General features: G+C 70.0%; 25 protein-coding genes and 4 pseudogenes. 11 read left to right on the top strand and 18 right to left on the bottom strand.

Features of this window, described 5'->3' with window-relative positions; all coding sequences use genetic code 11:
• Positions 1 to 63 precede the first annotated feature (63 nt).
• Together PH203_RS35465 and PH203_RS35460 are read right to left on the bottom strand one after the other, a co-directional pair.
• Positions 64 to 1,551, bottom strand: coding sequence for a HAMP domain-containing sensor histidine kinase (locus tag PH203_RS35465; RefSeq protein WP_289925475.1), 1,488 nt, complete (start codon positions 1,549 to 1,551; stop codon positions 64 to 66).
• Complete coding sequence (locus PH203_RS35460) at positions 1,541 to 2,236, bottom strand: response regulator transcription factor (RefSeq protein WP_289925474.1); 696 nt, start codon at positions 2,234 to 2,236, stop codon at positions 1,541 to 1,543. The genes PH203_RS35465 and PH203_RS35460 overlap by 11 nt, the downstream gene beginning before the upstream one ends.
• Before the next feature lie 174 nt (positions 2,237 to 2,410).
• Here PH203_RS35460 and PH203_RS35455 point away from each other — a divergent pair, with 174 nt between their 5' ends.
• Positions 2,411 to 3,088: a DUF2202 domain-containing protein gene (locus PH203_RS35455; RefSeq protein WP_289925473.1), complete on the top strand. Its 678-nt coding sequence runs from the start codon at positions 2,411 to 2,413 to the stop codon at positions 3,086 to 3,088.
• A 31-nt stretch (positions 3,089 to 3,119) separates the two neighbouring features.
• On the opposite strand, the gene PH203_RS35450 is transcribed toward PH203_RS35455, so the two are convergent.
• Both PH203_RS35450 and PH203_RS35445 read right to left on the bottom strand, forming a co-directional pair.
• Positions 3,120 to 3,812: a transposase family protein gene (locus PH203_RS35450; protein WP_289925471.1), complete on the bottom strand. Its 693-nt coding sequence runs from the start codon at positions 3,810 to 3,812 to the stop codon at positions 3,120 to 3,122.
• A 148-nt stretch (positions 3,813 to 3,960) separates the two neighbouring features.
• On the bottom strand, positions 3,961 to 4,626 hold the full coding sequence (locus PH203_RS35445; RefSeq protein WP_289925469.1) for a TetR/AcrR family transcriptional regulator: 666 nt from the start codon (positions 4,624 to 4,626) through the stop codon (positions 3,961 to 3,963).
• A gap of 47 nt (positions 4,627 to 4,673) precedes the next feature.
• Between PH203_RS35445 and PH203_RS35435 the strand changes: the two are divergent.
• Positions 4,674 to 6,247, top strand: a pseudogene (locus tag PH203_RS35435) (MFS transporter).
• Positions 6,244 to 7,725, top strand: a complete 1,482-nt coding sequence (locus PH203_RS35430; protein WP_289925465.1) for an MFS transporter — start codon at positions 6,244 to 6,246, stop codon at positions 7,723 to 7,725. Before PH203_RS35435 ends, PH203_RS35430 begins: the two are co-directional and overlap by 4 nt.
• Here PH203_RS35430 and PH203_RS35425 read toward each other — a convergent pair.
• The 4 genes from PH203_RS35425 to PH203_RS35410 form a co-directional block, all read right to left on the bottom strand.
• Complete coding sequence (locus PH203_RS35425; protein ID WP_289925463.1) at positions 7,719 to 8,012, bottom strand: hypothetical protein; 294 nt, start codon at positions 8,010 to 8,012, stop codon at positions 7,719 to 7,721. The genes PH203_RS35430 and PH203_RS35425 overlap by 7 nt on opposite strands.
• A gap of 33 nt (positions 8,013 to 8,045) precedes the next feature.
• Positions 8,046 to 8,207: an ATP-binding cassette domain-containing protein gene (locus PH203_RS35420; RefSeq protein WP_289925461.1), complete on the bottom strand. Its 162-nt coding sequence runs from the start codon at positions 8,205 to 8,207 to the stop codon at positions 8,046 to 8,048.
• Between the two features lie 443 nt (positions 8,208 to 8,650).
• Positions 8,651 to 9,352, bottom strand: a complete 702-nt coding sequence (locus PH203_RS35415; protein ID WP_289925460.1) for an isoprenylcysteine carboxylmethyltransferase family protein — start codon at positions 9,350 to 9,352, stop codon at positions 8,651 to 8,653.
• A 201-nt stretch (positions 9,353 to 9,553) separates the two neighbouring features.
• Positions 9,554 to 9,805, bottom strand: coding sequence for a DUF2933 domain-containing protein (locus PH203_RS35410; RefSeq protein WP_289925458.1), 252 nt, complete (start codon positions 9,803 to 9,805; stop codon positions 9,554 to 9,556).
• A 760-nt stretch (positions 9,806 to 10,565) separates the two neighbouring features.
• Here PH203_RS35410 and PH203_RS35405 point away from each other — a divergent pair.
• Positions 10,566 to 13,082 (top strand): heavy metal translocating P-type ATPase, encoded by a 2,517-nt coding sequence (locus PH203_RS35405; RefSeq protein ID WP_289925456.1) that lies wholly within the window; start codon positions 10,566 to 10,568, stop codon positions 13,080 to 13,082.
• 348 nt (positions 13,083 to 13,430) lie between these two features.
• Here PH203_RS35405 and PH203_RS35400 read toward each other — a convergent pair.
• The 3 genes and pseudogenes from PH203_RS35400 to PH203_RS35390 all read right to left on the bottom strand — a co-directional run.
• Positions 13,431 to 13,541 (bottom strand): annotated as a pseudogene (locus tag PH203_RS35400) (SHOCT domain-containing protein); the annotation flags it as partial.
• Between the two features lie 507 nt (positions 13,542 to 14,048).
• Positions 14,049 to 14,258 carry a hypothetical protein gene (locus PH203_RS35395; RefSeq protein WP_289925455.1) on the bottom strand — a complete coding sequence of 70 codons (210 nt, stop codon included), beginning with the start codon at positions 14,256 to 14,258 and terminating at the stop codon, positions 14,049 to 14,051.
• 539 nt (positions 14,259 to 14,797) lie between these two features.
• Positions 14,798 to 15,553 carry a DUF6008 family protein gene (locus PH203_RS35390; RefSeq protein ID WP_289925453.1) on the bottom strand — a complete coding sequence of 252 codons (756 nt, stop codon included), beginning with the start codon at positions 15,551 to 15,553 and terminating at the stop codon, positions 14,798 to 14,800.
• 413 nt (positions 15,554 to 15,966) lie between these two features.
• Here PH203_RS35390 and PH203_RS35385 point away from each other — a divergent pair, with 413 nt between their 5' ends.
• On the top strand, positions 15,967 to 17,667 hold the full coding sequence (locus PH203_RS35385; protein ID WP_289925662.1) for a VanW family protein: 1,701 nt from the start codon (positions 15,967 to 15,969) through the stop codon (positions 17,665 to 17,667).
• A gap of 48 nt (positions 17,668 to 17,715) precedes the next feature.
• Here the strand turns inward: PH203_RS35385 and PH203_RS35380 are convergent, their stop codons facing one another.
• From PH203_RS35380 to PH203_RS35370, 3 genes and pseudogenes are all read right to left on the bottom strand, one after another.
• Entirely contained in the window at positions 17,716 to 17,844 is a 129-nt protein-coding gene (locus PH203_RS35380) for a hypothetical protein (protein WP_289925450.1), read from the bottom strand.
• A gap of 75 nt (positions 17,845 to 17,919) precedes the next feature.
• Positions 17,920 to 18,087, bottom strand: coding sequence for a hypothetical protein (locus PH203_RS35375; protein ID WP_289925449.1), 168 nt, complete (start codon positions 18,085 to 18,087; stop codon positions 17,920 to 17,922).
• A gap of 189 nt (positions 18,088 to 18,276) precedes the next feature.
• Positions 18,277 to 18,696, bottom strand: a pseudogene (locus PH203_RS35370) (STAS domain-containing protein); the annotation flags it as partial.
• Positions 18,697 to 18,745: 49 nt separating this feature from the next.
• Here PH203_RS35370 and PH203_RS35365 point away from each other — a divergent pair.
• Positions 18,746 to 18,907 (top strand): annotated as a pseudogene (locus PH203_RS35365) (transposase); the annotation flags it as partial.
• A 79-nt stretch (positions 18,908 to 18,986) separates the two neighbouring features.
• Here the strand turns inward: PH203_RS35365 and PH203_RS35360 are convergent.
• Positions 18,987 to 19,868 carry an SDR family oxidoreductase gene (locus PH203_RS35360; RefSeq protein WP_289925448.1) on the bottom strand — a complete coding sequence of 294 codons (882 nt, stop codon included), beginning with the start codon at positions 19,866 to 19,868 and terminating at the stop codon, positions 18,987 to 18,989.
• A gap of 88 nt (positions 19,869 to 19,956) precedes the next feature.
• Between PH203_RS35360 and PH203_RS35355 the strand changes: the two genes are divergently transcribed.
• From PH203_RS35355 to PH203_RS35335, 5 genes are all read left to right on the top strand, one after another.
• Positions 19,957 to 20,535, top strand: a complete 579-nt coding sequence (locus PH203_RS35355) for a TetR/AcrR family transcriptional regulator (protein ID WP_289925447.1) — start codon at positions 19,957 to 19,959, stop codon at positions 20,533 to 20,535.
• Positions 20,536 to 20,771: 236 nt separating this feature from the next.
• Positions 20,772 to 21,005, top strand: a complete 234-nt coding sequence (locus tag PH203_RS35350; protein WP_289925446.1) for a transposase — start codon at positions 20,772 to 20,774, stop codon at positions 21,003 to 21,005.
• A 422-nt stretch (positions 21,006 to 21,427) separates the two neighbouring features.
• The gene (locus PH203_RS35345) at positions 21,428 to 21,604 is read left to right on the top strand and encodes a hypothetical protein (protein ID WP_289925445.1); all 177 of its coding nucleotides are present in this window, start codon (positions 21,428 to 21,430) and stop codon (positions 21,602 to 21,604) included.
• 231 nt (positions 21,605 to 21,835) lie between these two features.
• On the top strand, positions 21,836 to 22,549 hold the full coding sequence (locus tag PH203_RS35340; RefSeq protein ID WP_289925443.1) for an alpha/beta hydrolase: 714 nt from the start codon (positions 21,836 to 21,838) through the stop codon (positions 22,547 to 22,549).
• Between the two features lie 174 nt (positions 22,550 to 22,723).
• Positions 22,724 to 23,554: an alpha/beta hydrolase gene (locus PH203_RS35335; RefSeq protein WP_289925441.1), complete on the top strand. Its 831-nt coding sequence runs from the start codon at positions 22,724 to 22,726 to the stop codon at positions 23,552 to 23,554.
• A gap of 515 nt (positions 23,555 to 24,069) precedes the next feature.
• Here the strand turns inward: PH203_RS35335 and PH203_RS35330 are convergent.
• The 3 genes from PH203_RS35330 to PH203_RS35320 form a co-directional block, all read right to left on the bottom strand.
• Positions 24,070 to 24,321, bottom strand: coding sequence for a hypothetical protein (locus tag PH203_RS35330; RefSeq protein WP_289925439.1), 252 nt, complete (start codon positions 24,319 to 24,321; stop codon positions 24,070 to 24,072).
• 115 nt (positions 24,322 to 24,436) lie between these two features.
• Positions 24,437 to 24,586, bottom strand: coding sequence for a hypothetical protein (locus PH203_RS35325; protein ID WP_289925438.1), 150 nt, complete (start codon positions 24,584 to 24,586; stop codon positions 24,437 to 24,439).
• A 153-nt stretch (positions 24,587 to 24,739) separates the two neighbouring features.
• Positions 24,740 to 25,378, bottom strand: a complete 639-nt coding sequence (locus tag PH203_RS35320; RefSeq protein ID WP_289925437.1) for a TetR/AcrR family transcriptional regulator — start codon at positions 25,376 to 25,378, stop codon at positions 24,740 to 24,742.
• Positions 25,379 to 25,381: the final 3 nt, after the last annotated feature.

The raw sequence follows: 25,381 nt of genomic DNA, 5'->3' as shown, positions 1-25,381 counted from the left end.
TGCCTCCTCAATTACCCCCGGGGGTATCTTGTCGCCGAGAGTACGGCGGTCCGGAGAGCGGCGTCAAATACCCCTGGGGGTATTTGCCCGAGAGGCAACTCGCGGCTCGTCGACGGAGCCCGGACCGAGTCGGGATCCCCGCGACGCGGGCCTGGGCAGCCGGAGGGTCATCCGTGTCCCGCCGCCCGGTCCGCAGACCGCGGTGACCGTGCCGCCGTGGGCGGTGACCAGCTCCTTGACCACGGCCAGACCGATGCCGCTGCCGCCTCCGGCACGAGCGCGGGCCCCGCGCCACAGCCGGTCGAAGACGTGCGGCAGCTCGTCGGCGGGGATGCCGGGGCCGGTGTCGGCTACCTCGACGAGAGCTTCGGTGGGCGTGGCGGACGTCGTGACGGTGACGGTGTCGCCGGGACGGCAGTGGCGGGCGGTGTTGCTGAGCAGGTTGCCGAGCGCCTGGTGCAGCCGGTCGGCGTCGGCGCGCACCGGCAGGGGAGCGGGGCCGGGGACCGTGTGCACGGTCAGCCCGGCGGTGCGCAGTTCGGCCTCCCGTTCGGCCACGGCGGCCTCGGCCAGGGCCGTCAGATCCACCTCGGCCAGGTGCAGGGACAGCCGGGCGGACTCGGCCTCGGCGAGTTTCCCGAGGTCGTCGACGATGCGGCCCAGCCGCAGGGTCTGGTCGTGGAGCGAGGCCAGACGGTCCGGGGCCGGCTCGGTGTAGCCGTCGCGCAATTCCTCCAGCCCCGCCTGCAACGAGGCCAGGGGCGTGCGCAGTTCGTGGGCGACATCTGAGGCGAGGCGGTGGCGGGCCTGCTCCGCGTGGCCCACGTCGTCGGCCATGGCGTCGAAGGCGCGGGCGAGGTCGCCCAGTTCACCGGGCGCGTCGATCCGGGCCCGGGCGCTGCGGTCCCCGGCGGCCAGCGCACGCGCGGTCGCGGCGACCCGGACGACCGGAGCCGTCAGGCGCCGGGTGACGAACCAGCTCACGCCCAGCGCCAGAGCCAGCGCACCGACGGCGGCCGCGGCCACCCAGCCCCAGGCGACGGACAGACCCGCCGACCCGGAGCCGGCCGAAAAGGCCAGGTGCACGGAGCCTACGGTGCGGCCGCCGACCACCACGAGCGCGTTCGCACCGGGGCCCGAGCCCATGCCCTGCCCGTGCTGCCCCTGCCCCGAACCGGGCATGCCGTGCTCGTCCCGGGACTCGGATCCGGAGCCGCCGGAGATCGTCTCGTCGTCCGCGTTGCGCACCGTGAGCACCGCCCCTGCGCCCGCGGCGAGGGATCGCGCCGCCGACAGGTCGGCCGTCGACCAGTTGCCCCCGGTCCGGTAGGCGTCGGCTGCCGCCGCGGCCACCCGGTCGGCGGTGCGCTGCCGGTCGGCTTGGTGGGCGCTGCTCAGCCCGCGGTCGGTTCCGACGAGCGCCGCGGCCGTCAGCAGCGCCACGGAGGCCAGCGCCACCACGGCGAACGCGGCGAACAGGCGTCGCCCGAGCGGGCCGAGCCCGCCGGCCGGCCGAACGCCGGAGCGCGGCGACCCGGGCTCACGGGTCACGGGACCACCCCAGCCGATAGCCCACGCCCAGCACAGTCACCACCAGGTCGGTGCCGGCCTCCCCGAGCTTGTGCCGCAGATTCTTCACATGCGAGTCGATCGTCCGCTCGTACCCGGCGAACTCATAGCCGCGCACCCGGTTGACCAGCTCATAGCGCGAGAACACCCGACCGGGCACCGAAGCCAGCGCGGTCAGCAGACCCCACTCGGTGGGCGTCAACTCCAGGGAACAGCCATCCAGTACCGCCTCGTGCCGCGCCTCGTCGATCCGCAGCCGTCCGTCGCCGTACGACACGACGGATGCCGCCGTCGTCGCCGTACCTCCGACCCGCTGCAGCACCGCACCCACTCGCAGCACCACCTCGGTGGGACTGAACGGCTTGGTCACATAGTCGTCGGCGCCCAGCCGCAGCCCGTGGATACGATCCTCGACGGTCGTACGCGCGGTCAGCACCACCACCGGCACCCGGCCGCGCTCGCGCGCCTCGCGCAGCACCTCGTCCCCGTCCACGTCCGGCAGCCCCAGATCCAGCAGCGTCAGATCGATCCCCGGCTCACCGAGCAGCCGCACCGCCTCCGCACCCGAGCCGGTCGTCAGCACCCCGTACCCCGCGCGCTCCAGGTAGCGGCGCAGCAGGTCACGGATCTCCCTCTCGTCCTCGACGACGAGCACGGTGGCGGCCATGTCCCACATCTACGCGTCCTGTGTCCGCCCCCGCGAGGGGCCGAACAGCCCCAACCCGCCCGGCGGTCGTCTCCATCCCGTCTCCACACGCAGCGCACGACGACTGCAGGACCGGGCGCGACGGTGACGGTGCGGGAACGCAAGGACGCTCCCGCGGATTCGAGGAGGTTCGCCATGAAGCGCAACGTCAGGATCGCGACGGCTGTCACCGCGGGCATGCTCGCCATCGGCGGAGTGCTGGCCGGCGGCGCGGTGGCGGCGGGCACCGACGACACCCCGGCGCCGGGCACCACCATGCAGCAGCAGACGATGACGGGCCGTCAGCACCACGCCGAACGGCACGGTGAGGGCATGCACGATGCCCGCCACGACGGGAGCTGCACCGGCTACACCGCCCTCGCCGCGCAGGGCACCCTGACCGCGGCCCAGAAGACCACGCTGGCGGACATGGCGGAAGAGGAGAAACTCGCGCACGACCTCTACACCGCGTTCGCCGCACGCTACGACGTACATGTCTTCGAACGGATCGCTGCGGCAGAGACCAGCCACCTGAGCGCCGTGCGCACCCTGCTGGACCGCTACGACGTCACCGACCCGACCGCCGGCAAGCCGGCCGGTGAGTTCACCGACCCGGCCGTGCAGGCCACCTACGACCGGCTGTTGAAGCAGGGCGAGGACAGCCTGTCCGGGGCCCTCAAGGCCGGGCGCACGGTCGAGACCGAGGACATCGCCGCTCTGAAAAAGGCGCTGTCCGGGCTGACCGCCCCGGACACGCGCCAGGTGTACACCAACCTGCTCGCCGCCTCCGAGCGGCACCTGGCGGCGTTCGAGCACTGGATCGCCGCGGAATAGGGAGGTGATGTCGGGTTCGTATGTGTGGTGTTCAGACCGGGTCGTCCGGCCGGGTGTGGTCGGCCGCGCTCGTCGCGTGTCGTCGGAAACCGGTTGCACACGATCCGGGCCCGGGGTGTGCGGTCAGCCAGGCGGCAAGGGTCTCGCTGGCGCGGTCCGGCAGTACGTCGATGACCGTGGACTGCTCGACGTCCAAGATGGTGGTCCCATGCGTCCGGGACCGGCGGAATGCGAAGTCGTCGATGCCAAGCACCCGCGGACTGTGAGACGGAACGGCTGGTGCCTGCAGCTGCCCGAACAGCCGGGCCCGTCCGGTCGGCGCCGCCAGGACGCGGCATAACCGCGTCCCCGGACGGCCGCCCACCGCAAGCGCGACGGCCCGCCACCACCCCTTCACTCCAGGCCCGGCACGGGCATACTTCGAGGTCAGGCCCTCGACCTGCGCGACGAACGTACGGCGCGGGCAGTCCGCGGTGTCACAGAAGAACCGGCGTACCATCAGCCGGACTACCAACCGCCGCCCGCCGACGGGCAGTTCAGCGAGGCGGCGCTGATACCGGCTGTGCACCCGCCGGGAGGCCTCCGCACAGTCGGGACACGCCACCTCCCCGACAGAACTGTGGGCTTCGACCACGACCAGCCCGTCCGTGTCGGTGAACCGGTCGAGCATCAGCCCCACCGCCTCCGGCAGCAGAGCCTCCTTCAGTACGGATAAGTCCCGCATGACCAGGGCATTCCCGCTCCGCAGCGATCGCTACCCGGTGTCGATCGTGACCGTCACGAGATGTCGCCAGACCCGTTTCCAAGAATCCTCATCATCACCGGTGAATCGGCGGCCTGGGTGAACATCCCCCATGGGTACCGTGCCCGAGTCAGCGGACCGGGCTCGGATCACTTGGCGCGTAGTGGCTCAGGAACATCTCCACGCCATGCGCGATCAACCGGTCGCTCAGGTTCGCGTCGAGCTCGGTGCCGTATGCGCTGAAGACCAGGTGGGGATACAGCATCAGTGAGTAGAGCTGAATGATCGCCACCTCCAGATCGGGGATGGTGAGCCGGCCCTTGGCCTCCAACTGCCGCAGCGCGGCGGCCAGGGCTGGGTGATGACCCCCGGGGGCCTGATGCTGCCAGGCCTTGCCGAGCTCGGGGAAGCGCGGCAGTTCCCGAGTGACGAGGTTGCGCATGGCCAGGACGTCGGGGTTGTCCCGAACACCTTTGACCCAGGCCTGGGCCGCTTCGGTGAGGGCCTGGCGCAGGTCGTCTGCGTCGGCGAGACGGTCGATCGCGGCCACCACCGTCGCGCCGAGCGGTGCGTCGAGAGCGTCCGCGATGACGGCGGTGAACAGGGCTTCCTTGCTGCCGAAGTGGTTGTAGATCGTCACCTTGGACACGCCCGCGTTGGCGGCGATGAGGTCCACGCCGGCGGCGAATCCCTCCTTGAGGAAGGTCTTGCGCGCGGCCTCGACGATCGCGGCGCGCTTCTGCTCGGCTCGCACTCCGGAGGGAGGGCGTCTGCTGGCGGCTGCCTCGTGATCCATGGACGTATCGTAGCCTCAAGTGAACTGAACAGTTGAGTTCAGATTAGATGAACTGTACTGTGCAGTTCATGAGTGATGTCGTCGTCCGCCCGTCCATCCCGCCCCCTGCGCCGGCGTCGCGTAGGCGCTGGCTGGTCCTGGCCGTCCTCGGCGTGAGCCTCCTCGTCGTCGGACTCGACACCACGGTCCTCAACGTCGCGCTGCCCGCGCTCGTGGGTGAACTCGGGGCCTCGGCAGGTCAGTTGCAGTGGATCGTCGGCATCTACGCCCTTCTCGCCGGCGTGCTGATGCTCTTCTGCGGCGGGCTCGCCGACCGGCTCGGCCGCAAGCGGGTTTTCCTGGCCGGGCTGCTGCTGTTCACCGGGGCCTCGGTGGGGCCTCCTACGCCGGATCGGTCACCCAGTTACTGGTGGCTCGCGGTGCCATGGGGATCGGCGAGGCGCTGATCATGCCTGCCACGCTCGCGATCGTCGCAACCGTCTTCACGGACAGCGCCGAGCGCACCGAGGCGATCGGTGTCTGGTCGGCCGCCGTGGGCGTCGCCACCGTCATCGACCCCGCGCCGGCCGCGTGCCTTCTGGACCACTTCTGGTGGGGCTCGGTCTTTCTGGTGAACCTGCCCATCGGCGCCGCCGGGCTGGTCGCCGGAGCCTTGCTGGTTCCTGCCGTACCCGCCGTGCGTGGGCGCAGGCTCGACCTGTTGGGCGCGCTGCTGTCCGTCGCGGGGCCCGCCTTCTTGTTGTGGGCGATCATCTGGGCGCCGGGCGAGGGGTGGACCGATCCACTGGTTCTCGGCACTTTTGGCACGGCCACTGTGCTTGTCGTGGTGTTCGTGCGGTGGGAGCGGCGTGCCGCCAGTCCCTTGCTGCCGCTGGGAATCCTTTGCCATCGCGGTCTGACCGTCGGGGCGGCGCTGATCATGCTGGGGGCGTTCGCGATGATCGGGACGCTCTTCGTCCTTGTGCAGCATCTGCACTTCAACCTCGGCTACTCGGCCGCGCAGACCGGTTGGCGGCTCGGACCCATGGCGTTGGCCCTCTTGGTGGCCGGGCCGATGGCAGGGGCGCTCGTGCAGCGGCTGGGACTGAGGTACGTCGCAGCCGCCGGACTCGTCTTGGTGGCCGCGGCCTTGGCCGTGTTCGCCACGACGAACACCGGTGACGGTTACGGCCGGGTTCTCGTAGCGGTCGTGGTGCTGGGCGCCGGCGCCGGATTCGTCATCACATCCACCTCCGACGCCATCGTGGGCACGCTGCCGGGGCGTGCTCTGGGCGTGGGACCGGCGGTCGACAGCACCGCCATTCAGTTCGGCGCGGCGCTCGGGGGCGCAGTCACCGGCAGTGTGCTTGCCGACCGCTATCGCAGCGAACTCGCCCGCAGCGCGCTCGGTCCGGGTGAGGAGGCGGCCGCGCACGACTCGCTCGGGGCGGCACTCACTGGTGCCGGACGGCTGCCGGAGCAGGCGGGAGCCGCCGTCGCACGCGCTGCCCGGGACGCGTTCACCGCGGGACTCGGCCCGGCCATGTTCACCACCGCCTCGATAGCCCTGCTCGGCGCCTTGAGCGTCCTCGTCCTCGCGCCACGCCGTATCCACTCCGACGACTCGGGAGACCAGTCATGAGCCACGCACCGGGAACAGCCCACTCGGATCCGCACCCGCACGAGCCGCCCGCCTCCGCCGAACACCCCCACCGGTGGCGGCTGTTGGCCCTGCTCTGCCTCGCCCAGTTCATGCTGATCGCGGACGTGACCGTCATCAACGTCGCCCTGCCGACCATCGGTGAGGACCTCGACCTGACCGGCTCGGGACTCACCTGGGTCGTCACCGCATACACCCTCTTCTTCGGCAGTCTGCTGCTGCTCGGCGGACGGCTCGCGGACACGATCGGGAAACCGCGCGCCTTCCTCGCCGGGCTCACGGTGTTCACCGCCGCCTCCATAGCCTCCGGACTCGCCGTGGGCGGGGGCATGCTCATCGCGGCCCGCTCGGCCCAAGGCGCCGGCGCGGCGCTGATGTCACCGGCGGCGATGGCCATCGTCACGGCCCTCTTCCACGGCCCCGACCGCAACAAGGCCCTCGGCGCGTGGGCCGCGATCGGAGGCGCCGGCTCCGCCGTGGGTGTGCTGCTAGGTGGGGTCTTCGTGTCCGGGCCGGGCTGGGAGTGGGTGTTCTTCATCAACGTTCCCGTGGGGCTGGTCGCGCTCTTCGGCGTACCGGCTCTGCTGGGCAACGCGCCCTCCCTGTCTTCCCCTTCGGGTACGGGCTCTTCGCTCGACCTTCCGGGTGCGCTCACCCTCACCGCCGCGCCAGGCCTGTTGATCTACGGCCTCGTGCAGGCCCGCGATGACGGCTTCGACGCGGTCGGCTCCTGGCTCCCGCTGATCGGTGCCGCGCTCGCGGCAGCCGGCTTCATCGCGATCGAACGGAGGGTGCGCGAACCCCTCGTACGCCTGGCGTTGTTCGCGCGCCGCTCGCTCGTCGGGGGCAGCGTGGTGATGCTGGCAGCGTCTGGTCTGCTGATCGCGAGCTTCTTCCTCAGTTCCTTCTACATCCAACACGTCCTGGGGTTCAGCGCGTTGAAGACGGGGCTCGTGTTCCTGCCGGTGGCCGTGGCCATCACCCTCGGCGCGCACGCCGCTTCTCACCTGGTCGCCCGGCTCGGCTGGCGGCCCGTCGGCGTTCTCGCCTTCGCCCTGACCGCTGCAGGGGCGGCACTGCTGACCCGCCTGGACGCCGACAGCGGCGTCTGGACCGACCTCGTGCCCGGGTTCGCGCTGCTGTCGCTGGCACTGGGTACCGCCTTCGTCTGTGCCACCACGGCCGCGATGAACGGGCTGCCGCACCAGGACATGGGGCTCGCGTCCGGACTGGTCAGCACCTCGCACGAGCTGGGCGCGGCGCTCGGCGTCGCCGTCATCTCCACCATCGCCGGGGCGAGCCTGGAGGGCGGCGCGGCTGGCCCGGGGGCCGGGACCAGCGGCTTCGACAACGCCTTCACCGCCTGCGCGGTCATCGCGGCGGTGACCGCCGCCCTCGGCGCGCTGCTCCTGCCGAAGGGGCGCCCGGACCCGGCGCAGGGGCCGGTCATGGCTCACTGACGACGGCCGCCCTCACCAGGACGCGGTCGGTGAGGGCGGCCGGAAGTGTCCGGGCGCCCTGCCTTGGCGGGGAGCAGCACGTCGGGATCGGCCAGCAGCGGCAGGCCCAGGTTGAGCTTGGAGAGGGTGCCGCCCGACAACTGGTCGGCGCGGGTGGCCGCGTAACGCTCGAAGCCGAGCGCCGCGTACAGGCCCCTGCGGGCTTCGCGCGCGGTCTCGCCCGTCATTCCGTAGGCGCGGCCGAAGAGTTCGAAGTGGTCGTCGCAGGTGAGCCGTCCGTAGACCACGGGTTCCTGCGGGCAGTAGCCCGGCCGCCCGGCCTACGACACGCTGCCGGCGTCCGCGGCCAGCGCGCCGACGAGGATCTTCATCAGGGTGCTTTCGCCGGAGCCGTTCTCACCGACCAGCCTCACGACCTCGCCGGGTGCAAGGGGCACGTCGGCGCCGCGCAGCACCTCGGCCCGGCGGCGCCACGGCCACACTCCAACGCGGATACGCCTTCTCGATCCCGAGGGCTTCCAGGAGCGCGCCGCCGGTGGTTGCGGCTGATGTGGAGCCTGTGCCCGAGAGTGTGTCGGCGTTCATGCGGCTCGCCTCTCTTCTCGCATGCTCGTCGTGCCGGGTGACCGGGCTGTGCTGCCTGCGCATGGGGGAGGTCGCGGTGGGTGTCCGCGGCGGTATGGACCAGGGCGGCGGTGGTGTAACCGGCACCCCACAGTGCCCAGAGCAGGGCGGGTGCGTCGATGGGGAGGAGAGCGGGGAGTGGCAGCATGCCTGTGAGGAGCAGGACCGGGGCCGTGCGGTGAATCGTGCGCGGGAACTCGGTGGGAGCGTTCCGGTGGCGCCGCGTCAGGTGCATGGCGCAGGCGACGGTGGTGAGGATCTGCGCCGTGACCAGGGTCCAGGCCAGGGGTTGCATGACAGGTCACCTTCGGGCCGTCGGCGGGCGGATGCCGGGCCTATGGGCGGACGTACCGGTGGGGCGGTGGTGCGGCTGGTCGAGGCGGCGGAAGCGGGGCCAGAAGGCGGGTGTGTGAACGGCGTAGGCGGCCCAGTCGTCGCCGAACTCCTTGGCGACCTCACGTTCCTCGCTGCGGGCCAGACGAACGTAGACCACCACCAGGACCGGGAACATGATCACGGTGGGGATGGTCGGCCACTGCAGCAGGAAGCCGATCATGATGAGCAGGAAGCCGTCGTACTGAGGGTGACGCACCCAGGCGTACGGGCCGGTGGTGGCGAGGCGGTTGTGCTGGGAGGCTTCGTGCAGGACCTTCCAGGCCGTGGCGATGAGCCAGAAGCCGACACCGATCCCGACGTAAGAGGCCAGGTGGAAGGGGCTCAGGTGCGGGTCGCCCTGCCAGTTGATCAGGTCGTTCCACAGGTGGCCGCCCGCGTGGGTGTCCTTGAGGAGCGGGAACTGAGAGCCGAGCCAGCTGCCCAGCAGATAGATGGTCAGCGGGGTGCCGTACATCTCGGTGAACAGGGCGACCAGGAACGCCGAATAGGCGCCCATGGCCCGCCAGTCCCGCTTGGTCTTGGGGTGGAACAGACTGGCGGCGAAGACGATGAACAGGATGGTGTTGAGGATCACCAGCGGCCAGAGGCCGTAGGCGGCGTCAGCCATGACGAACTCCCTGAGAGGGGGGCGTGCGGTGAACGAGGCCGGTCATTCGACGGCGGTGGGTGACGGCGTCGATCCGGCCGGTCAGCAGTCGCACCGTGTCGTGGACGAGACCGGCCATCACCAGTACGAACAGCAGCGCGCCGATCAGCGTGGTGATCGCACCTCACCGCCTCCCTGGCCCGGGCCCGGCGCGAGGGCCGGTCACAGGCGCTTGTGCAGCCGGTCCTGGCTGTCGTCGGTGGGGCGGTCGTCGTGCTGGTGACCTTCGTGGCCGCTGTGCTGGTCGTGGCCGTCGCCTCCGTGCATGCCGCGCATCATGAACATCATCATCAGCGGGCAGGCGGCGAAGACGGCCAGGAACAGCAGGGTGCTCAGAGGTGCCCCCAGCGCGACGAGTCCCACGACGAGGATCGCCGCGGCGATCACGTACAGGCCGAAGTTCCTGTGCTGCATGGCGTCCTCCTTGGATGCCCGTTACCGGGTTGTTTGTATACCTCCACCGGGTATCTGTGGATACTGCTGAGCCTGCTCCTGCGGGTGCTGCGTGGGCAGGGGCCGAGCGGGCCTCTGGCTTGCCGGGGGTCCCTTCGTCCAGGGCTGTTCGGCCCACCCCTGGGGCCCGCTCGCCGGCAGCGCCTGCGCGGTCGGTTGGGCACAGCTGGGCATTGGCGCCGCGGGGGCGGGTTCTGGGCCGGCAGGGACAGGGGCGGCAGGACCTGGTGACGGTCCGTCAAGCCCTCGCCGCCATCGAGCGACCGGGCCCCAGCACGGCAGCCGACGACCGGGCCCGCACACTGCTGCCGGACTCCTTCGGCGGCAGGCTGCCCTCGGCCCCGGAGGTCGGGACGTTCGCCACCGGAACCAAGAACGGAGTCAGCTTCGCCACCCGCGCACGGCCACGGCCGCTGCACGCACGAAGGTGGCGCTGCCGCTGGCCTCAGCCCATCCGTCCGACACGGGCATGCCCGACGACATGCCCGGCATGTGGTCATGGACGTTCCGGCCCCCCTCCGGGCCACCGAGGCCGCCAGGACGCGGGGTACCGCCATCGCACTCGCCGACCTCCCTGCTTTCGGCGGCCGCGGTGGTGGCGCACACCCCGTCGCAGCGAACGCACCGGTCGCCCTGCACGTACGTACTAAAACCATTAGTTTGTAGGCGAGGGCTGCCGTCGATGTTCCACACGCACCCGCCACCCGAAGGAGGAGTGTCCATGCAGCATCACGTGGATCACCCGATGGGCCACAGCAAGGAGCGCAGCACCGCGGTGCTCGAACTGGGCGGCCTTCGCTGGGCCTCCCAGCAGAACGTCGCCGCCGCCGTCCTGGGGCGCCGGCCGGGAGTGCTGGAGGTCGAGGTCAACCCGGTGTCGGAAACAGCGACCGTGGTCTTCGACCCGAACCTCACCTCGCTGGCCGAGCTGCGCCGCTGGGTGGAAGAGTGCGGCTACCACTGCGCGGGCCAGTCCGTGCCGACCCACCTGTGCGACCCGATGGCCGAGCCGGACCCTCCACCTGTCGCGGCAGCGGGCGGACGCGTGGACGATGAGGGGCATACAGCGGTCGCCGAGCCGCCGACTCCCGCTGCTCACGCGGGACATGTCACCCCTGCCGAGCACGAGGCGCACGCCGCCCCGGAGGCCATGCCCTCTCCGCACGAGGTGATGAGCCACGGCGGACACGAGGGCATGTCCATGGCCCAGATGGTCACGGACATGCGCAATCGCTTCCTCGTCGCCGTGCTCTTCTCCATCCCCATCGTCATCTGGTCACCGATCGGCGAGGACGTCTTCAACCTGGACGTCCCGGTCCCCTTCGGGCTGCGCGAGGACGTGTGGGCGCTGCTGCTGAGCCTGCCGGTGATCTTCTACTCGTGCACGATCTTCTTCGACGGCGCCGTACGCGCCCTGCGTGCCCGCACCCTGGACATGATGGTGCTGGTCGCGGTCGCCGTCGGCTCGGGCTGGCTGTACTCGCTGATCGTCACGCTCACCGGAGGCGGCGACGCCTTCTACGAGGCCGCCACCGTGCTCGCATCCTTCGTACTGCTCGGCCACTGGTTCGAGATGCGTGCCCGCGGCGGCGCCAACGACGCCATCCGCACCCTCCTCGACCTCGCGCCGCCCAAGGCCCTCGTCCTGCGCGACGGCGAGCCGGCCGAAGTACCCACCGCCGAGGTCGTGGTGGGAGACCTGCTGCTGGTCCGCCCCGGAGCGAAGATCGCCGTGGACGGCGTGGTGGAGGAGGGCGAGAGCGACGTCGACGAGTCGATGGTCACCGGCGAGAGCCTGCCCGTCCACAAATCCGTCGGCTCGCAGGTCGTCGGCGCGACCATCAACGCCAACGGCACTCTGCGAGTCCGTGCCACGAAGGTGGGCGCCGACACCGCCCTGGCGCAGATCGTCCAACTCGTCCAGCAGGCCCAGAACTCCAAGGCCCCCGGGCAACGCCTCGCCGACCGGGCCGCGTTCTGGCTGGTCTTCGTCGCCCTGCTCGGCGGCGCCGCCACGCTGGCCGTCTGGCTGCTGGCCACCGACCGCTCCTTGGGCACCGCCATGCTGTTCGCCATCACAGTCGTGGTCGTCACCTGCCCCGACGCCCTCGGTCTCGCCACCCCGACCGCAATCATGGTCGGCACAGGGCTCGGCGCCCAGCGGGGTGTGCTGTTCAAGAACGCCGTCGGCCTGGAGGCCTCCGCCCGCATCCAGACCGTCGTCATGGACAAGACCGGCACCCTGACGAAGGGCGAACCCGAAGTCACCGACGTGATCGCCGCCGACGGCATCACCGAGGGCGAACTGCTGCGCCTGGTCGCCTCGGTGGAACGGGAGTCCGAGCACCCGCTGGCCGAGGCCATCGTCCGGCACGCCGACACGCAGGCCGTGGACGCGGCGCGCGCCGCGGGCTTCGAGAACGTCCCCGGCCACGGCGCGATCGCCGAGGTCGACGCCCACCGCGTAGTCGTCGGCAACCGCCGCATGGCCGAGCGGGAAAAGATCGACCTGGGTGAACTGGCCCAGCGCCGCAAGGAGTTGGCCACCACCGGCCGCACCGTCGTCATCGCCGCCGTCGACGGCCGCGCCGCCGGCCTGATCGGCATCGCCGACGCACCCCGGGAGACCTCGGCGGCCGCGGTGAGGGAACTGCACGCTCTCGGCGTCGAGGTCGTCATGCTCACCGGCGACAACCAGGCCACCGCCGACCGCATCGCCGAACAGCTCGGCATCGACACCGTGATCGCCGAGGTCCTCCCCGGCGACAAGGCCGCCAAGGTCGCCGAACTGCAGGCAGGAGGCCGCAAGGTCGCCATGGTCGGTGACGGCGTCAACGACGCCCCCGCCCTCGCCCAGGCCGACCTCGGCATCGCCATCGGCGCCGGCACCGACGTCGCCATCGAGACCGCCGACCTGGTCCTGATGCGCTCCGACCCCCTCGACGTGCCCACCGCCCTGCGCATCGGCCGCGGCACCCTGCACAAGATGCGCCAGAACCTCGCCTGGGCCATCGGCTACAACTCCATCGCCCTCCCGATCGCCGCCGGCGTCTTCGAACCCTCCCTCGGCCTGGTCCTGCGCCCCGAGATCGCCGCCCTGTCCATGTCCGGCTCCAGCATCATCGTCGCCGTCAACGCCCTCGCCCTGAAACGGCTGCGGCTGCCCGCAGCGGCGCCCTCAGCCGCCGAAGCCGAGCCGCGTACCCCGGACGCCCCGAGAACGGCCCGCAGCACCTGACCAACCACCGACGCGGCAAGTAGTGCTCCATGCCTCCCTGCGGACACGTCTGCCGGACACAGCAGTACCGGCATGGCCAATACTCCCCCGCCCGCAGACTCCTCACGCCATCCGTCACTCATCACCAGGGGGTTGTGGGTTCCGGAGAATCCCATGGCCTGCGCGCAGTGCCGGACGCGCTGGCCGAACCTGGGACCCGGATCCGAGGGAGCGTCGGCCCTCGCGGTCGCGGGTACGAGGGCTACGGCAGCCAGAGCCGAGAGTCCCACACCGATCGGGGCGATCGCTCGCATGGCAGTGCCTCCTCTACGAGGTCCCTCGAGGTGAGCCGGCTCCGACCTCAGCGGGTCACCGCTCGGTCAGCGTGGGCCCGCCGTTGCGCAGTACCTCCAGGCGGCGCCCGTACTCCTTCTCGTCGATCTCATCGCGGGCGAACCGCTCGGCGAGCAGCTGCTCCGGGGTGGCGGATGCCGGGGAGCGGACGGCGGGGTGGAGGCGTCGGTGTTCCCGAGCGGCCGGGTCAGAGCGCGGGAGAGCCGCATTTGCGGGCGGGCCAGGTGCCCATGTACTGCTCCTTACGATCGAGCCGCCGACCGGCGGACGGGGCGACGGGGGTGCGCCTCGCCTCCGGTCGGCGGTTGTCCGCCATCGTATTTCGCTAATTGGTTTAGTAGCAATGGCGGTTCGGTCGCCCGTGTCGGCGGGGTCGGTCGACACGGTGTCCCCGGGCGAGGCTGCTCATCCGCTGCCGACAGGATCGGGCGTCGATCCGTCCGCGCAGGAGCAGGTCGGTGTACCACCGCTCCTCGGCCTACAGTGCCGCGCGTCGACCCCGGAGGCGAGGGGTGGCCGACGGGTCTGGCGGGGAGTGATCAGGCGCGTCGTGTCGTAGACCGCGGAGGCGAAGAGAAGAGCGGTGCGGCGGTCAGTGCCGCCGCGGCAGCCCTGAGGCTGAGGGTCTCTGGCTCAGCTCCGCAGTGGCCGGGGTGTGTCCTTCTGGTCCTGGGCGGCGCGCAGCTCGGCGATCTCCTTGCGCAGCTCGGCGAACTCGGCCTGCGGCGAGGGTGAGTGGCCGTGCCGCGATGCGTGCGAACCGCCGCGCATCATGAACCACATCATCAGGCCCATGCCGATCGGGCAGGCCAGGAGGAGCAGCGGGTACAGGGACTGAGGCATGGGAACCTCCCGATGGGCGGCGGAGAGGCGCACACGTGACCCGCCGAAGACTTTTCTACTAAGTACCTTAGGTTATATCGGGATCTGGTGCCAGCATGGGCAGGGCGGCAACGCTCAAGGGCCGCGATCGCCTGGGCGATGGGGTGCTCCGAGGCGTGCTCCAACGCGCCTGCCAGCCGCAGCAGTTCGTCCTGGCTCGAGGCACGGTCGTGGGGCCGTTCGGTGCAGGAGACGGGAACAGACACGATCATGACTGAGTGTCAGGACGGGGGCAGGCAGGACGGTCCTATGCCTGCCCCACCGGCCTCGGCCAAGACCCCGCTTGAGCAGCGGCTGTCCGCCCGCGCCCGCACCGCCTGGCCCCAGATGGCCGGCGGGCTGCCCGATGCGGAACGTGAGCGCAGGTATGCGCGAACGGCCCAGTCAGCCCTTCTACCTGCACGGCGAACGTCCGGCGACCGCACTCTCCTCCCCATGTGGCGTGTCCTGCGTCCTTTCCACGCCGGACGTCCCCGGCTCGAACCGGCATTGCTGCACCGTCAGCGACCAGCCGAGGGGCCAGATTCGTGCTGCGCTACGAGTGGGGCAGGGGAGGCCTGGGGCGGGACGGAGCTGCCGGCCAGCAGCAGACGATGGCTCTCGCGGATCTGTCGGCGTTCCCGCCACAGGTGGTAGACCGCGATGCCGAAGATGACGGAGCCGACGAGGTTGGCGAGCATGTGCCACCAGATTCGGTACGTCCACAGACCGGGCCCCGGCTCCAGCAGGCCGAACCACGTCGACAGGCCGATCGCCCGCGATGCCCCCAGGGCCACCGACAGAGTCAGCACGGCATGCTCGATCCCGTGGATGCCCTGCATCCACACACCCATCCTGGCGTACCTGCGTGCCCTGGTCCCCAGTGCGCGGCGGGTGATGAGCATGACACCGACGATACCGGCGAGAAAAATGAGGTTGCCGGTGAAGTGCAGGATCTCCATACCCAGGCTCGGCTTGGAGGTATCGATCTGGCCGAAGCCGTTGGCAAGACCGGTACCCCAGGGCGTCATCCACGGCTGGGCCTCGGGGTTGGCCACCCAGTACCCGGTCTGGGCCACGTGCTCCTGGATGTGGCCGAGCTGGCCCAGGATCCCGAGGATGATGACGGCGGCCGACGCGCGGAACATCCACGGAGCGACGGCCCTGCGGCTAGCGAGGGCGAGCACCGCGACGGCGCCCCACATGGCGAAGGCCCACAGCAGGAGGATGACGGTCCCAGCGTTGTCCAGGAAGGTAACGCCCGGCGAATGATGCATTTCGGCTTCTCCAGACGAGAGAGGCGACCACTTCGCTCAGTCATCTTGCATGCCCATTCTGTAGCGACCTTGCACCTCGCGGCCTACCCAAGGGCGGCCCACCTTGAAGTCAACCCCCGAAGGATTTACGGCACCGACCACTAAGTGGCTTAGTTGGATAGGAGGTAGGCTGTGCGCCTGTTGGGTTGCCCGCGGTGAATCGGCGTTCCGAAAAGTGCTCGCACCTGCTCTGTCGCAGGCCCCGGTGACGTAGCTGACAGAAACGCCGCAAGAGTCTCCACATCATCATCCGGCCCGCGGCCCGGTGTGAGGTCCCTTCCCGCGCCCGCCACCGTCATAGACGAGGAGAACCAGTGCTTCGCTCATTCCTTCTCGACCCACCCGCCGACACCACGCCGGCCGGTCGCCGCCGAATAGGCCGCACCGGCCGCGTAGCCCTGGTGGCGGCCGGTGCGGCGGGTATCGGTTTCGGAGGGCTGTACGGGGTGGGCCTGCTGGCCGCCGGTGACGAGGTTCCCGGCGGTACCCGGGTGAGCGGTGTGGACATCGGCGGGCTGAGTCGCTCGGAGGCGAGGGAGAAGCTGGAGAGAGCCCTCGGCGGAGCTTGGTCGGAGCCGTTGAAGGTACGCATCGGCGACCGTACCGCCGCCATCGACGCGATCGGCTTCTCGCTGGACAGTGAGCGGACCGTAGCCGATGCCGCACAAGCGGGGTCCGACCCGTTCACCGTGATCGGGCGCCTGTTCACCAGCGGTGATCGCGAGGTGGAGCCGGTGGTCCGCGTGGACAAGGAGAAGGCCCGCGCCGCACTGACCAGGACGGCGAAGGCGCACGACCGGAAAGCCAGGGAGGGCGGCGTCACGTTCCACGCGGGTGAGCCGGTGTCCGTGAAGCCGGTGTCCGGGCAGTCCCTGGACGTGGACGGTGCGCTCAAGGTTCTGGCCTCGACCGTGCCGGGCCAGGGCACGGAAGCGATTCGTCTGCCGATCAGCACCAACGAACCCAAGGTCGGTGCCGCGGAGGTGACCCGGGCGATGAACGACTTCGCCACCCCCGCGATGTCGGCCCCGGTCACGCTCACCACGGGCGGCCGGACGGTGGAGATCAGCCCGGTGACGCTCGGCAAGCACCTGACGATGAAGCCGGACGAGGGGAACCGGCTGCAGCCGGTGCTCGACGGCGAGGGGCTCCAGGCCGATCCGGCGGTGTCCGGCCTGCTTGCCTCGGCCACTGACAAGGCGGTCAACGCGAAGCTGCGCGTGGACGGCGGGCGGGTGGTGGTGGCCTCGGACGGCAAGTCCGGGCAGGAGGTCACGGCCAAGGCGCTGGAGGAAGCCGTGCTGCCGCTGCTGACGAGGACCGGGGCGGCCCGCACCGCGGCGTTGGCCACCGAGAAGGTGGCGCCGGAGCTGACCCGTGACAACGTCGGCCGACTGGGCATCAAGGAGAAGATGTCCAGCTTCACGGTCGACTTCGAGCCCGCCGCTTATCGCGTCACGAACATAGGCCGCGCCGCGGAGCTGATCGACGGGTCGGTCGTGCTGCCCGGCAAGACCTGGAGCCTCAACCGCACCGTGGGGGAGCGGACCGAGGCCAACGGGTTCGTCGAGGGCATCATCATCAACAACAACCAGTTCGAGAAAGCGGCCGGAGGCGGCGTCTCCACGGTCGCCACCACGGTCTTCAACGCCGTCTTCTTCGCGGGCGTGAAACCGGTGGAGTACGGCGCGCACTCCTTCTACATCGAGCGTTACCCGGAGGGCCGGGAAGCGACCGTGGCCTGGGGAAGCCTCGACCTGAAGTTCAGGAACGACTCCGGCAACGCCATCTACATCGATGCGCAGGCCACCGACACCTCCGTCACGGTCACCTTCCTCGGCACCAAGAAGTACGACTCGGTGGCAGCGGTCAAGGGCCCGCGTACCAACGTGAAGCAGCCAGGAATCCGTGAAGGCTCCGGGGACAAGTGCGTGCCACAGACCCCGCTCGAAGGCTTCGACGTCGCGGTCGACCGGATCTTCGAGAACGACGGTGAGGAGATCAAGCGGGAGACCTTCAAGACCCGGTACGTGCCCCGCGACGAAGTCACCTGCGACGGAGAAACCGCTGACTGACTCCCGGCTGCCACCGACGGTGCGGGAGGCCGTGTCCGCACCCGGATCTCAGTTCCGGCAGGCGACGGCGCAGTGAGCGGTGCCGGTGAGCGCGGCTGCCGGGACGAGGGCCAGGGCCGGCGGCAGAGCGAGGGCGGCAGCTGCCGCGGCCACCGCGAGCGGAGGAACCCGGCCCATGGCCCCGAGCGTGCACCTATCAAAACGCACCCTGACAGCCCGCGGGGCGTGGTAAGCCTTCCGGAGGATGAATGACTACGCCTCGTGAACCTCGGTGCCGGGGTCGATCGTGACGGGCTCGCGCGGGACGCTCGTCGGACGGCGGTTGCCCGCCGCCCCGGTCCACCGGTGCCGGTCGTGCTCCTCCCAGACCTTCTGGAAGACCGGCCACCGCAGCTCGCGCTCTCTCGCTGCCCCACTCACCCGTCATCCCCTTGCCCATGGCGTCCGTCGCCCAAAGCCGCTGTCACACGACGTCCACGAGCTCATTGTGGCCGCGGACCGGTGGCTGGTCGACCGGCTCCGGAGCCGTCTTTCCCTACCGTCCATGAAGGCGGCGAGACCACGTCGCGGTACCGGGAACCGTCCCGGGACCGCGACGTAGCCGCTCCGTCAGACGGCCGATGCCTTCGGGACGGGCTTGATTCCGTCCGCGGTGGAGGCACCCGCAGTTTCGAGTGAAGTCGAGAAGTGGGGGAGCCGTGCCGCCCAGTTCTCCAACGCCGCACGGCAGGCGTGGTCCAGGTGGTGCACCCCGGACAGGTCGACCTCGACGCGACGGTTCTGCGGCAGCGCCTCCAGGCCGTCGAGGATCTTCGGCCGGCGCAGGAAGGTGGCGTTGCCGGTGAGGTGCGCCTGGATGAGGCCGGCGCCCTTGTCGACGATCTCCAGCCGGACGTGCGAGGAGTCCCACGCCGTCTTGACCACGGCCAGCGCGAGACCGATGAGCACGCCCTCGAACATGCTCACCGCGACGATCGACACCGTCGTGACGGCCAGGATCAGCGCCTCACCGCGGTGCACCCGCCACATGGAGTGGATCTGCCAGGCCGAGCAGGACGCACCGAAGCCAATGAAGGGCTTCGCCGACTTCCTCCGCCAAGACCTCGACGCTGTCACCGCCGGCCCCACCCGCCCGTGGAGTTCCGGCGTCGTTGAAGGTCACGTGAACCGAGTGAAGACACTCAAGAGGGCGATGTACGGGCGAGCTTCGTTCGAACTCCTCCGGACCCGCATCCTCACCCAGCCATGGGATTCACGGATCAGGGGCGGGAACGGGGGACCGTTTCGGCAGGGGGCCTGCCCGACGTCCCGGTCGCCGGTCAGGGCTGGATGTTCTCCAGGTCCTCCAGAAGGCTGGGGTGCTTGGGCTCCCAGCCGAGCGCCCGCCGGGTGTACGCGCTGGACGAGGGCTGGTCGCTCGCGAAGATCTGGCCGAGGGGGCCGAAGGTCTCCGCCGGAACCGACTCGACCGGCAGGCCCAGCCGTCGGCCGATGACCGTGGCGATATCGCGAACCTCGTCCCCCTCGTCGGCCACGGCATGCCAGGAGGTACCCGCTTCCGCCTGCTCCAGGGCGAGCCGGAAGAGGACCGCCGCGTCGAGCGCGTGCACCGCCGGCCAGCGCTGGGCGCCGTCACCCGGGTAACCGGACACCCCGGTCCGGCGTGCGATGCCGGTCAACAGGCCGGCGAATCCGCCGGAACCCTGGTTGTGAACCGTGCGTGGCAGGCGTACGGCGCTGCTGCGGACCCCGCGCGAGGACAGGCCCAGGACCGACGTCACCGCACGACCGCGACCGCCGACCGGCCCCTCGGTCATCAGCGGGTCGGCCTCAGTAGAGGCGCGGCCGGGTACGTAGGGCGTACCCGAGCAGGTGACGAGGGGCCGGTCGCTGCCGACGAGTTCCTCGCCGAGGGCCGCGAGGGCGGCACCCTCCTCCGCGACCGACTTCGCGAGGGTGTCGGGACTGCTGAAGTCGTGGTCGAACGCGAGGTGGATCACCCCGTCGGCCCGGGCGGCGCCGGCGCGAAGGGTGTCCAGGTCGCTGAGGGCTCCCCGGAGGGGCTCGGCACCGGCCGCCTCCACGGCCTGCGCGGATGCGTCGGAGCGAGCGAGAGCGAGGACGGTGTGGCCGTTGTCGAGCAGTTCGGCGACGACAGCGGAACCGATCAGACCGGTGCCACCGGTGACAAAAACGCGCATGGAAAACTCCCCCACGAGTGATGGGACTCTTGTCCCATCACTCTACTGCAGTGATGGGACAAGAGTCCCATCGCTTAGGATGGTGACCATGGGCAGATGGGAACCGGGCGCACGCGAACGCCTCGTCGTGGCCGCCGTCGACCTGTTCACCGAGCAGGGGTACGACGCCACGACGGTCGCGCAGATCGCCGAGCGCGCAGGGGTCACCAAGAGCACCTTCTTCCGGCACTTCCCCGACAAGCGCGAGCTGCTGGTGGCCGGACAGGAGACGCTGAGCCGACTGCTGACCGACGGGATCGCCGACGCACCCACTGACGCCAGCCCGCTTGAGGCGGTCGCCGCCGGTCTGGAGCGCGCGTCGAGCGCGATGGGCCCCATGAGCCGCGAGCTCGCGCCTCGCCTGAAGGCGGCCGTCGCCGCCAGCGCCGAACTCCAAGAGCGTGACGCCCTCAAGAGCGTCAGCCTCGCGGCCGCGATGACGAACGCTCTGGTCGCCCGCGGCATACCCGATCCAACCGCGGCTCTGGCGGGCGAGCTGGGCGTCCTCGCCTTCAAACGGGGATACGCCCAATGGTCCGAGGGCGACCGTGACGGCGAGGACGACCTCGCCGGGTACACCCTGGCAGCCCTGAACGAATTGCGTGCAGCGAGCGCCTTGCTGGGCTGACCGGCAACCCCACCCGCCGTTCGCGGAACTGATGCTGTTGGTGATCTTCCCTCGGTGAGGTGAAGTCTGATGGCTGCACGTGAGTTGATGTTCCTGTCGTGCTGCGCTGGTAGGAGCGGGGCGGTTTCGGCGGTCGGAGGGTGGCCCCGGTGGTGATGGGTTCGAGGCCAGGACGGGTGATTCCGCCGTTGACGGTGCGGATGGCGCGGGCGAGTAAACCGCGGGGCACGGCCGCCATGCAGGTGCGCGATCGGCTGGATGGCCTGTGCACGGATAGCGACTTCGCCGACTGGTATCCGGCTGACGGACGGCGCGGGTTGTCGCGGGCCCAGCTGGCGCTGGTGTCGGTGGTGCAGTACGTGGAGAACCTCACCGACCGGCAGGCGGCGGACACGGTCCGCTGCCACCTGGACTGGAAGCACTGTCTCGGTCTCGAACTGCACGATCCGGAGTTCGCCTTCACCGCCTGAGTGACAATCCGGGCGGTGCGTCGGATCTGGAGCACGCGGCAGGGAAACTCGCCGCGGCGGACAAGGTCGTAGCTCTTCGACCTGGACAGCCCGAACGCTCGGGCTGCGTCTTCGCCGCTCGCCGTGCCGCTCCATGTGGCTCGGATATGGAGGGCCTGGCGGGTGCGGGGACTTCCGCCCCGCTCCTCGCCCCGCTCGGACTGATCCCGGCCACCGCCACATGCAAGGCTCACACCCGTACCCGTACCCGTACCTTTCCGCCGCCCTGCGCACATGTTCCCCCTGCCCCCTGCCCCCGTTTCCGTTGACAGTCCCGGCCGGGAGCCGCTCTCTCATCATGGTCGGCGGCGTCGAACGGAGCTTCTTCGACCAGACCGGCTGGGCCAACCCCACCAACCACCGTCGGTCTGCCCAGCCTGGTCATGCCTGTTGCGCATAGGGCCGACGGCCTCCCAACCGGTGTGCAGCTCGTAGGACCGGCCTGTTCGGACCGGACCTTGCTCGCGGTGGCGGAGTACCTGGCGCCCCTGCCCGGAGAGATGGCCGAGAGCGTCATCGGACCATGGACCGGATGCCCTCTGTGGCGCCGTCGTAGGTGACGGTGCCTTCATCATCGGCAGGCGGTTCGAACTGAGCGAAGCCACGACCACCGCGGACCGAAGTTCGCCGCGCTGACTGCGGCGATTCCGGCTACGGTCGTTGATGCGACGGTCTCGCGCATGCCGCGCGAGCGCTTTCGGGTCAGACTTCGTGCGCTCAGAGACAAGACGCCGCGATATGACTCCGTACTGTCGAGGGTCTCACCGCCCATCGCTCACCCGAGGAGACCCGTGACCCGGCCCACCATCGTTCTCGTCCATGGAGCGTTCGCCGATGCCTCCTCCTACGCCCCCGTCACCTCCCGGTTGCTGAAGAAGGGCTTCAAGGTCGTCGCTCCGGGCGTGCCGAACCGCAGCCTGCTGGGCGACGCCGCATACGTGGCGTCCGTCGTGCGCAACGTCGGCGGCCCGGTGGTCCTCGTCGGTCACTCCTACGGCGGTGCCGTGATCACCATGGCCGGGACCGAGGAGAACGTGAAGGCCCTGGTGTACCTCTCGGGGTACGCGCTGGAGGAGGGCGAGAGCCTGGGCGAACTCCAGGGCGGCTTCCCCGACTCGAAACTGGGCGCCGCCCTCGTCTTCACGCCGTCGCCACTGGCGGACTATGACGAGAAGAACCCCGACGTCACCGTCGACGTGGACAAGTTCCCCGAGGTCGTGGCCGCCGACGTGGACCCGGATCTCGCCGCCGTGCTGGCGTCGTCACAGCGCCCGCTGGCGGGTCTGGCGTTCGCCGAGAAGGCGACCGCCGCGGCCTGGAGGACCAAGCCGGCGTGGGCGGTCGTCTCCAGCTCCGACACCACCATCAATCCCGATGTGGAACGCTTCGGTTACCGCCGTGCCGGAATCGACTTCGTGGAGATCGACGCCTCGCACATGGTCATGCTCTCCCACCCTGACGAGGTCGTGGACATCATCCTGCAGGCCGTCGAAGCGACCAAGTGAGCTCCACCAGGTGAGCTCCACGCGGCTCGGGCGACAGGCCGGCCGAGAGCCGTCCGAAGGCGAGAACTTCTCGCACAGGCCCGGCAGTCGGCCGGCACACCCCGGCGTTCACCGGGACACGGGTCGACTGACGCCATGCACAACCGAACATCCGAACAAGCAGAGGAACCAGTAATGAGCACAGTCACCACACCGGACGGCACCGTCATCTTCTACAAGGACTGGGGCCCGCGGGACGCCCAGCCGATCGTCTTCCACCACGGCTGGCCGCTCAGCTCCGACGACTGGGACGCCCAGTTGCTGTTCTTTCTCTCCAAGGGCTACCGCGTCATCGCCCACGACCGCCGCGGGCACGGGCGCTCCAGCCAGCCCTCGACCGGCCACGAGATGGACACCTACGTCGCTGACGTCAACGTGCTGACCGACCACCTGGACCTGCAGGGAGCGGTGCACATCGGGCACTCCACCGGCGGCGGCGAGGTCGCGCGCTACGTGGCGCAGGCCAAGCCCGGCCGGGTCTCCAAGGCGGTACTCGTTGCTGCCGTCCCCCCGGTCATGGTGAAGAAGGACAGTAACCCCGAAGGCACTCCGATCGAGGTCTTCGACGGATTCCGTGCCGCGCTCGCCGCCAACCGGGCCCAGTTCTTCATCGATGTCCCGGCCGGCCCCTTCTACGGCTTCAACCGGCCCGGGGCCGAGGTGTCCCAGGGACTCATCGACCGGTGGTGGTGGCAGGGCATGATGGGCGCGACGAACGCCCACTACGAATGCATCAAGGCGTTCTCGGAGACCGACTTCACCGAGGACCTGAAGAAGATCGACGTCCCCGTCCTCGTGATGCACGGGACGGACGACCAGGTCGTGCCGTACGCCGACTCGGCCCCGAAGTCCGTTGAGCTGCTCAAGGACGGCACGCTCAAGAGCTACGAGGGTTACCCCCACGGCATGCTGTCGACGCACCCCGAGGTGCTCAACGCCGACATCCTGGCCTTCGTGGAGGGTTAAGGCGCACCGCCCGCCTCTGCCGGGCGGCAGCGAGAGCCTGATAGCGACGCACTGTCCCCCGGCAACGCCCATGCGGGCCGTTGCCGGGGGACAGTGCGTCGCCCCGGGTTCCGGGGCCGGGCTTCCGGGGGGGGAGCGTCATGAATTAGGGTCTTCCAAGATTTTCGTAGGCGTTGAGCGGTGCTGCTGGCGGTCGTCTCGGGCGACATGCTTGGGTGACCGGAGCTCGCTTTCCCGCGAGAGGGGGCCGCTTGCGAGCCCCGGACCGGTCGTTTTTGCGGCTTCTTGAGTTGGGGTGTATTCCCGCATACCCCAAGGTCACAAGGGTGATCTCGTGCGAGGAGGTCTGGGTCCGGGGGGTGACGCGACTCCTCGCACGTGCGGCCGCTGTCATCGCCGACAGGGCGGCGGCCGCCCTTCCTCCAATCTCTCCCACCAGGCAGCCGGTTTGGCCTCCGAACGCGGCCACCGCTCAGGGGCTGTGTATCCGCTGCGGCTGACACGCCGCGTGTCGTTCACGTCACCGCGACGATCAAGGCGGAGGCGATGACCAGCGCGGCTACCGGCACTATGACCACGCGGATGCGGCCCATCCACTGTGCCCACCCGGACCGGTCGTCAGGGTGTTCGTGGTCTCCGGCGGTCGCAGATACGCTGCGTGTGCTGAGCAGGGTGCTGCACCACATGCACACCTCGTCCTCCAGCCAGTACGCGCCGGTGAGCTGTGCGAAGGCCACCGGATGTGCGTCCTCGTCCCGTGCCGTCATACGCCCGTCAACGACCGGGACGTCGCCGGGAAACGCCGGGCGGGGCGGGGTGTGGGGCGGGGGGAACGCCTGTCCGGGCCGGGGGAGGGGTTTTGGGAGGGTACGTGAGACGACCTCAGCCCGCGGCGGCTTCGGCAACGGTCGATCGCACGGCCAGCACTTCGTCGGCCCCGGTCAGTTCCAGAACGCGTGCCACTTTCCGAAAGGGCGCGACCAGACGCAGATCGGTCTGGCCGTCGATGCACAGGAGCAAGGTGAGGAACATCGAATCGGCGAAAGGGGTGTCCTCAATGGGTCGGCACGGCCGTGCCGACGCCGTGGTTCTGGTCCGTCCGCTCGGCCCGGGAAACCTCGCTTCCGCGTACCTCTGCCGCGGCCGTCGACGTTTTGGCACCGTGGGTGTACGGCTCGTGTCCGCTCACACCCGCAAGGCCGCGACGGTGGACAGCGAGGGTGGCGATGCGGAGAGAAGCGCGCCGTGCACAGATGAGGACGCCGCCCTGTCGGCATAGCGAGCGGTGTCCGGAGGCCACATGTCCCGCTCCTGGTGGATCAGGAGACTGACCGCGCCGTGTACGGCGGAACACAGCAGTCTGGTTGTTTCGGTGGGGCTCTCCACCGGTACTCCGGCATCGACGCAGGCCGCGACCTTGTCCCGGAAATACCGGAAACACGCGTCCGCGTTCTGGCGGCTGGCCTCGGTGGCCTCGCCGTCCATGACCAGTCGGTACTGGGAGGGATGGCGGAGCCCGAACGTGATGTAGGAGACGCAGGTCTCGTGGAGCGCCGTCACCGGGTCCGGGACCGCCCGGGACACCGCTTCCAACTCGACGAACAGCGAACTCCACACCCGCAGGCACGTGGCGTGGACGAGTTCGCTCTTCGAAGCGAAGTGGAGGTAGACGGCCGGTGGGGTGACTCGCGCGCTTGTCGCCACAGCGCGGATCGTCAGGGCGTCGGGGCCACCGTCTTCGAGCAGTTGACCGGCGATGTCGAGCAGCTGTTCGCGCAGCAGGCCCCCCTGACCCTTGGGGGCACGAACGCGGGAGCCGGTCACAGG

This window comes from Streptomyces sp. S.PB5, from assembly GCF_030403745.1.
In the GTDB taxonomy this organism is placed as follows: domain Bacteria; phylum Actinomycetota; class Actinomycetes; order Streptomycetales; family Streptomycetaceae; genus Streptomyces.
This window is presented reverse-complemented; position numbering and strand designations above follow the sequence as displayed.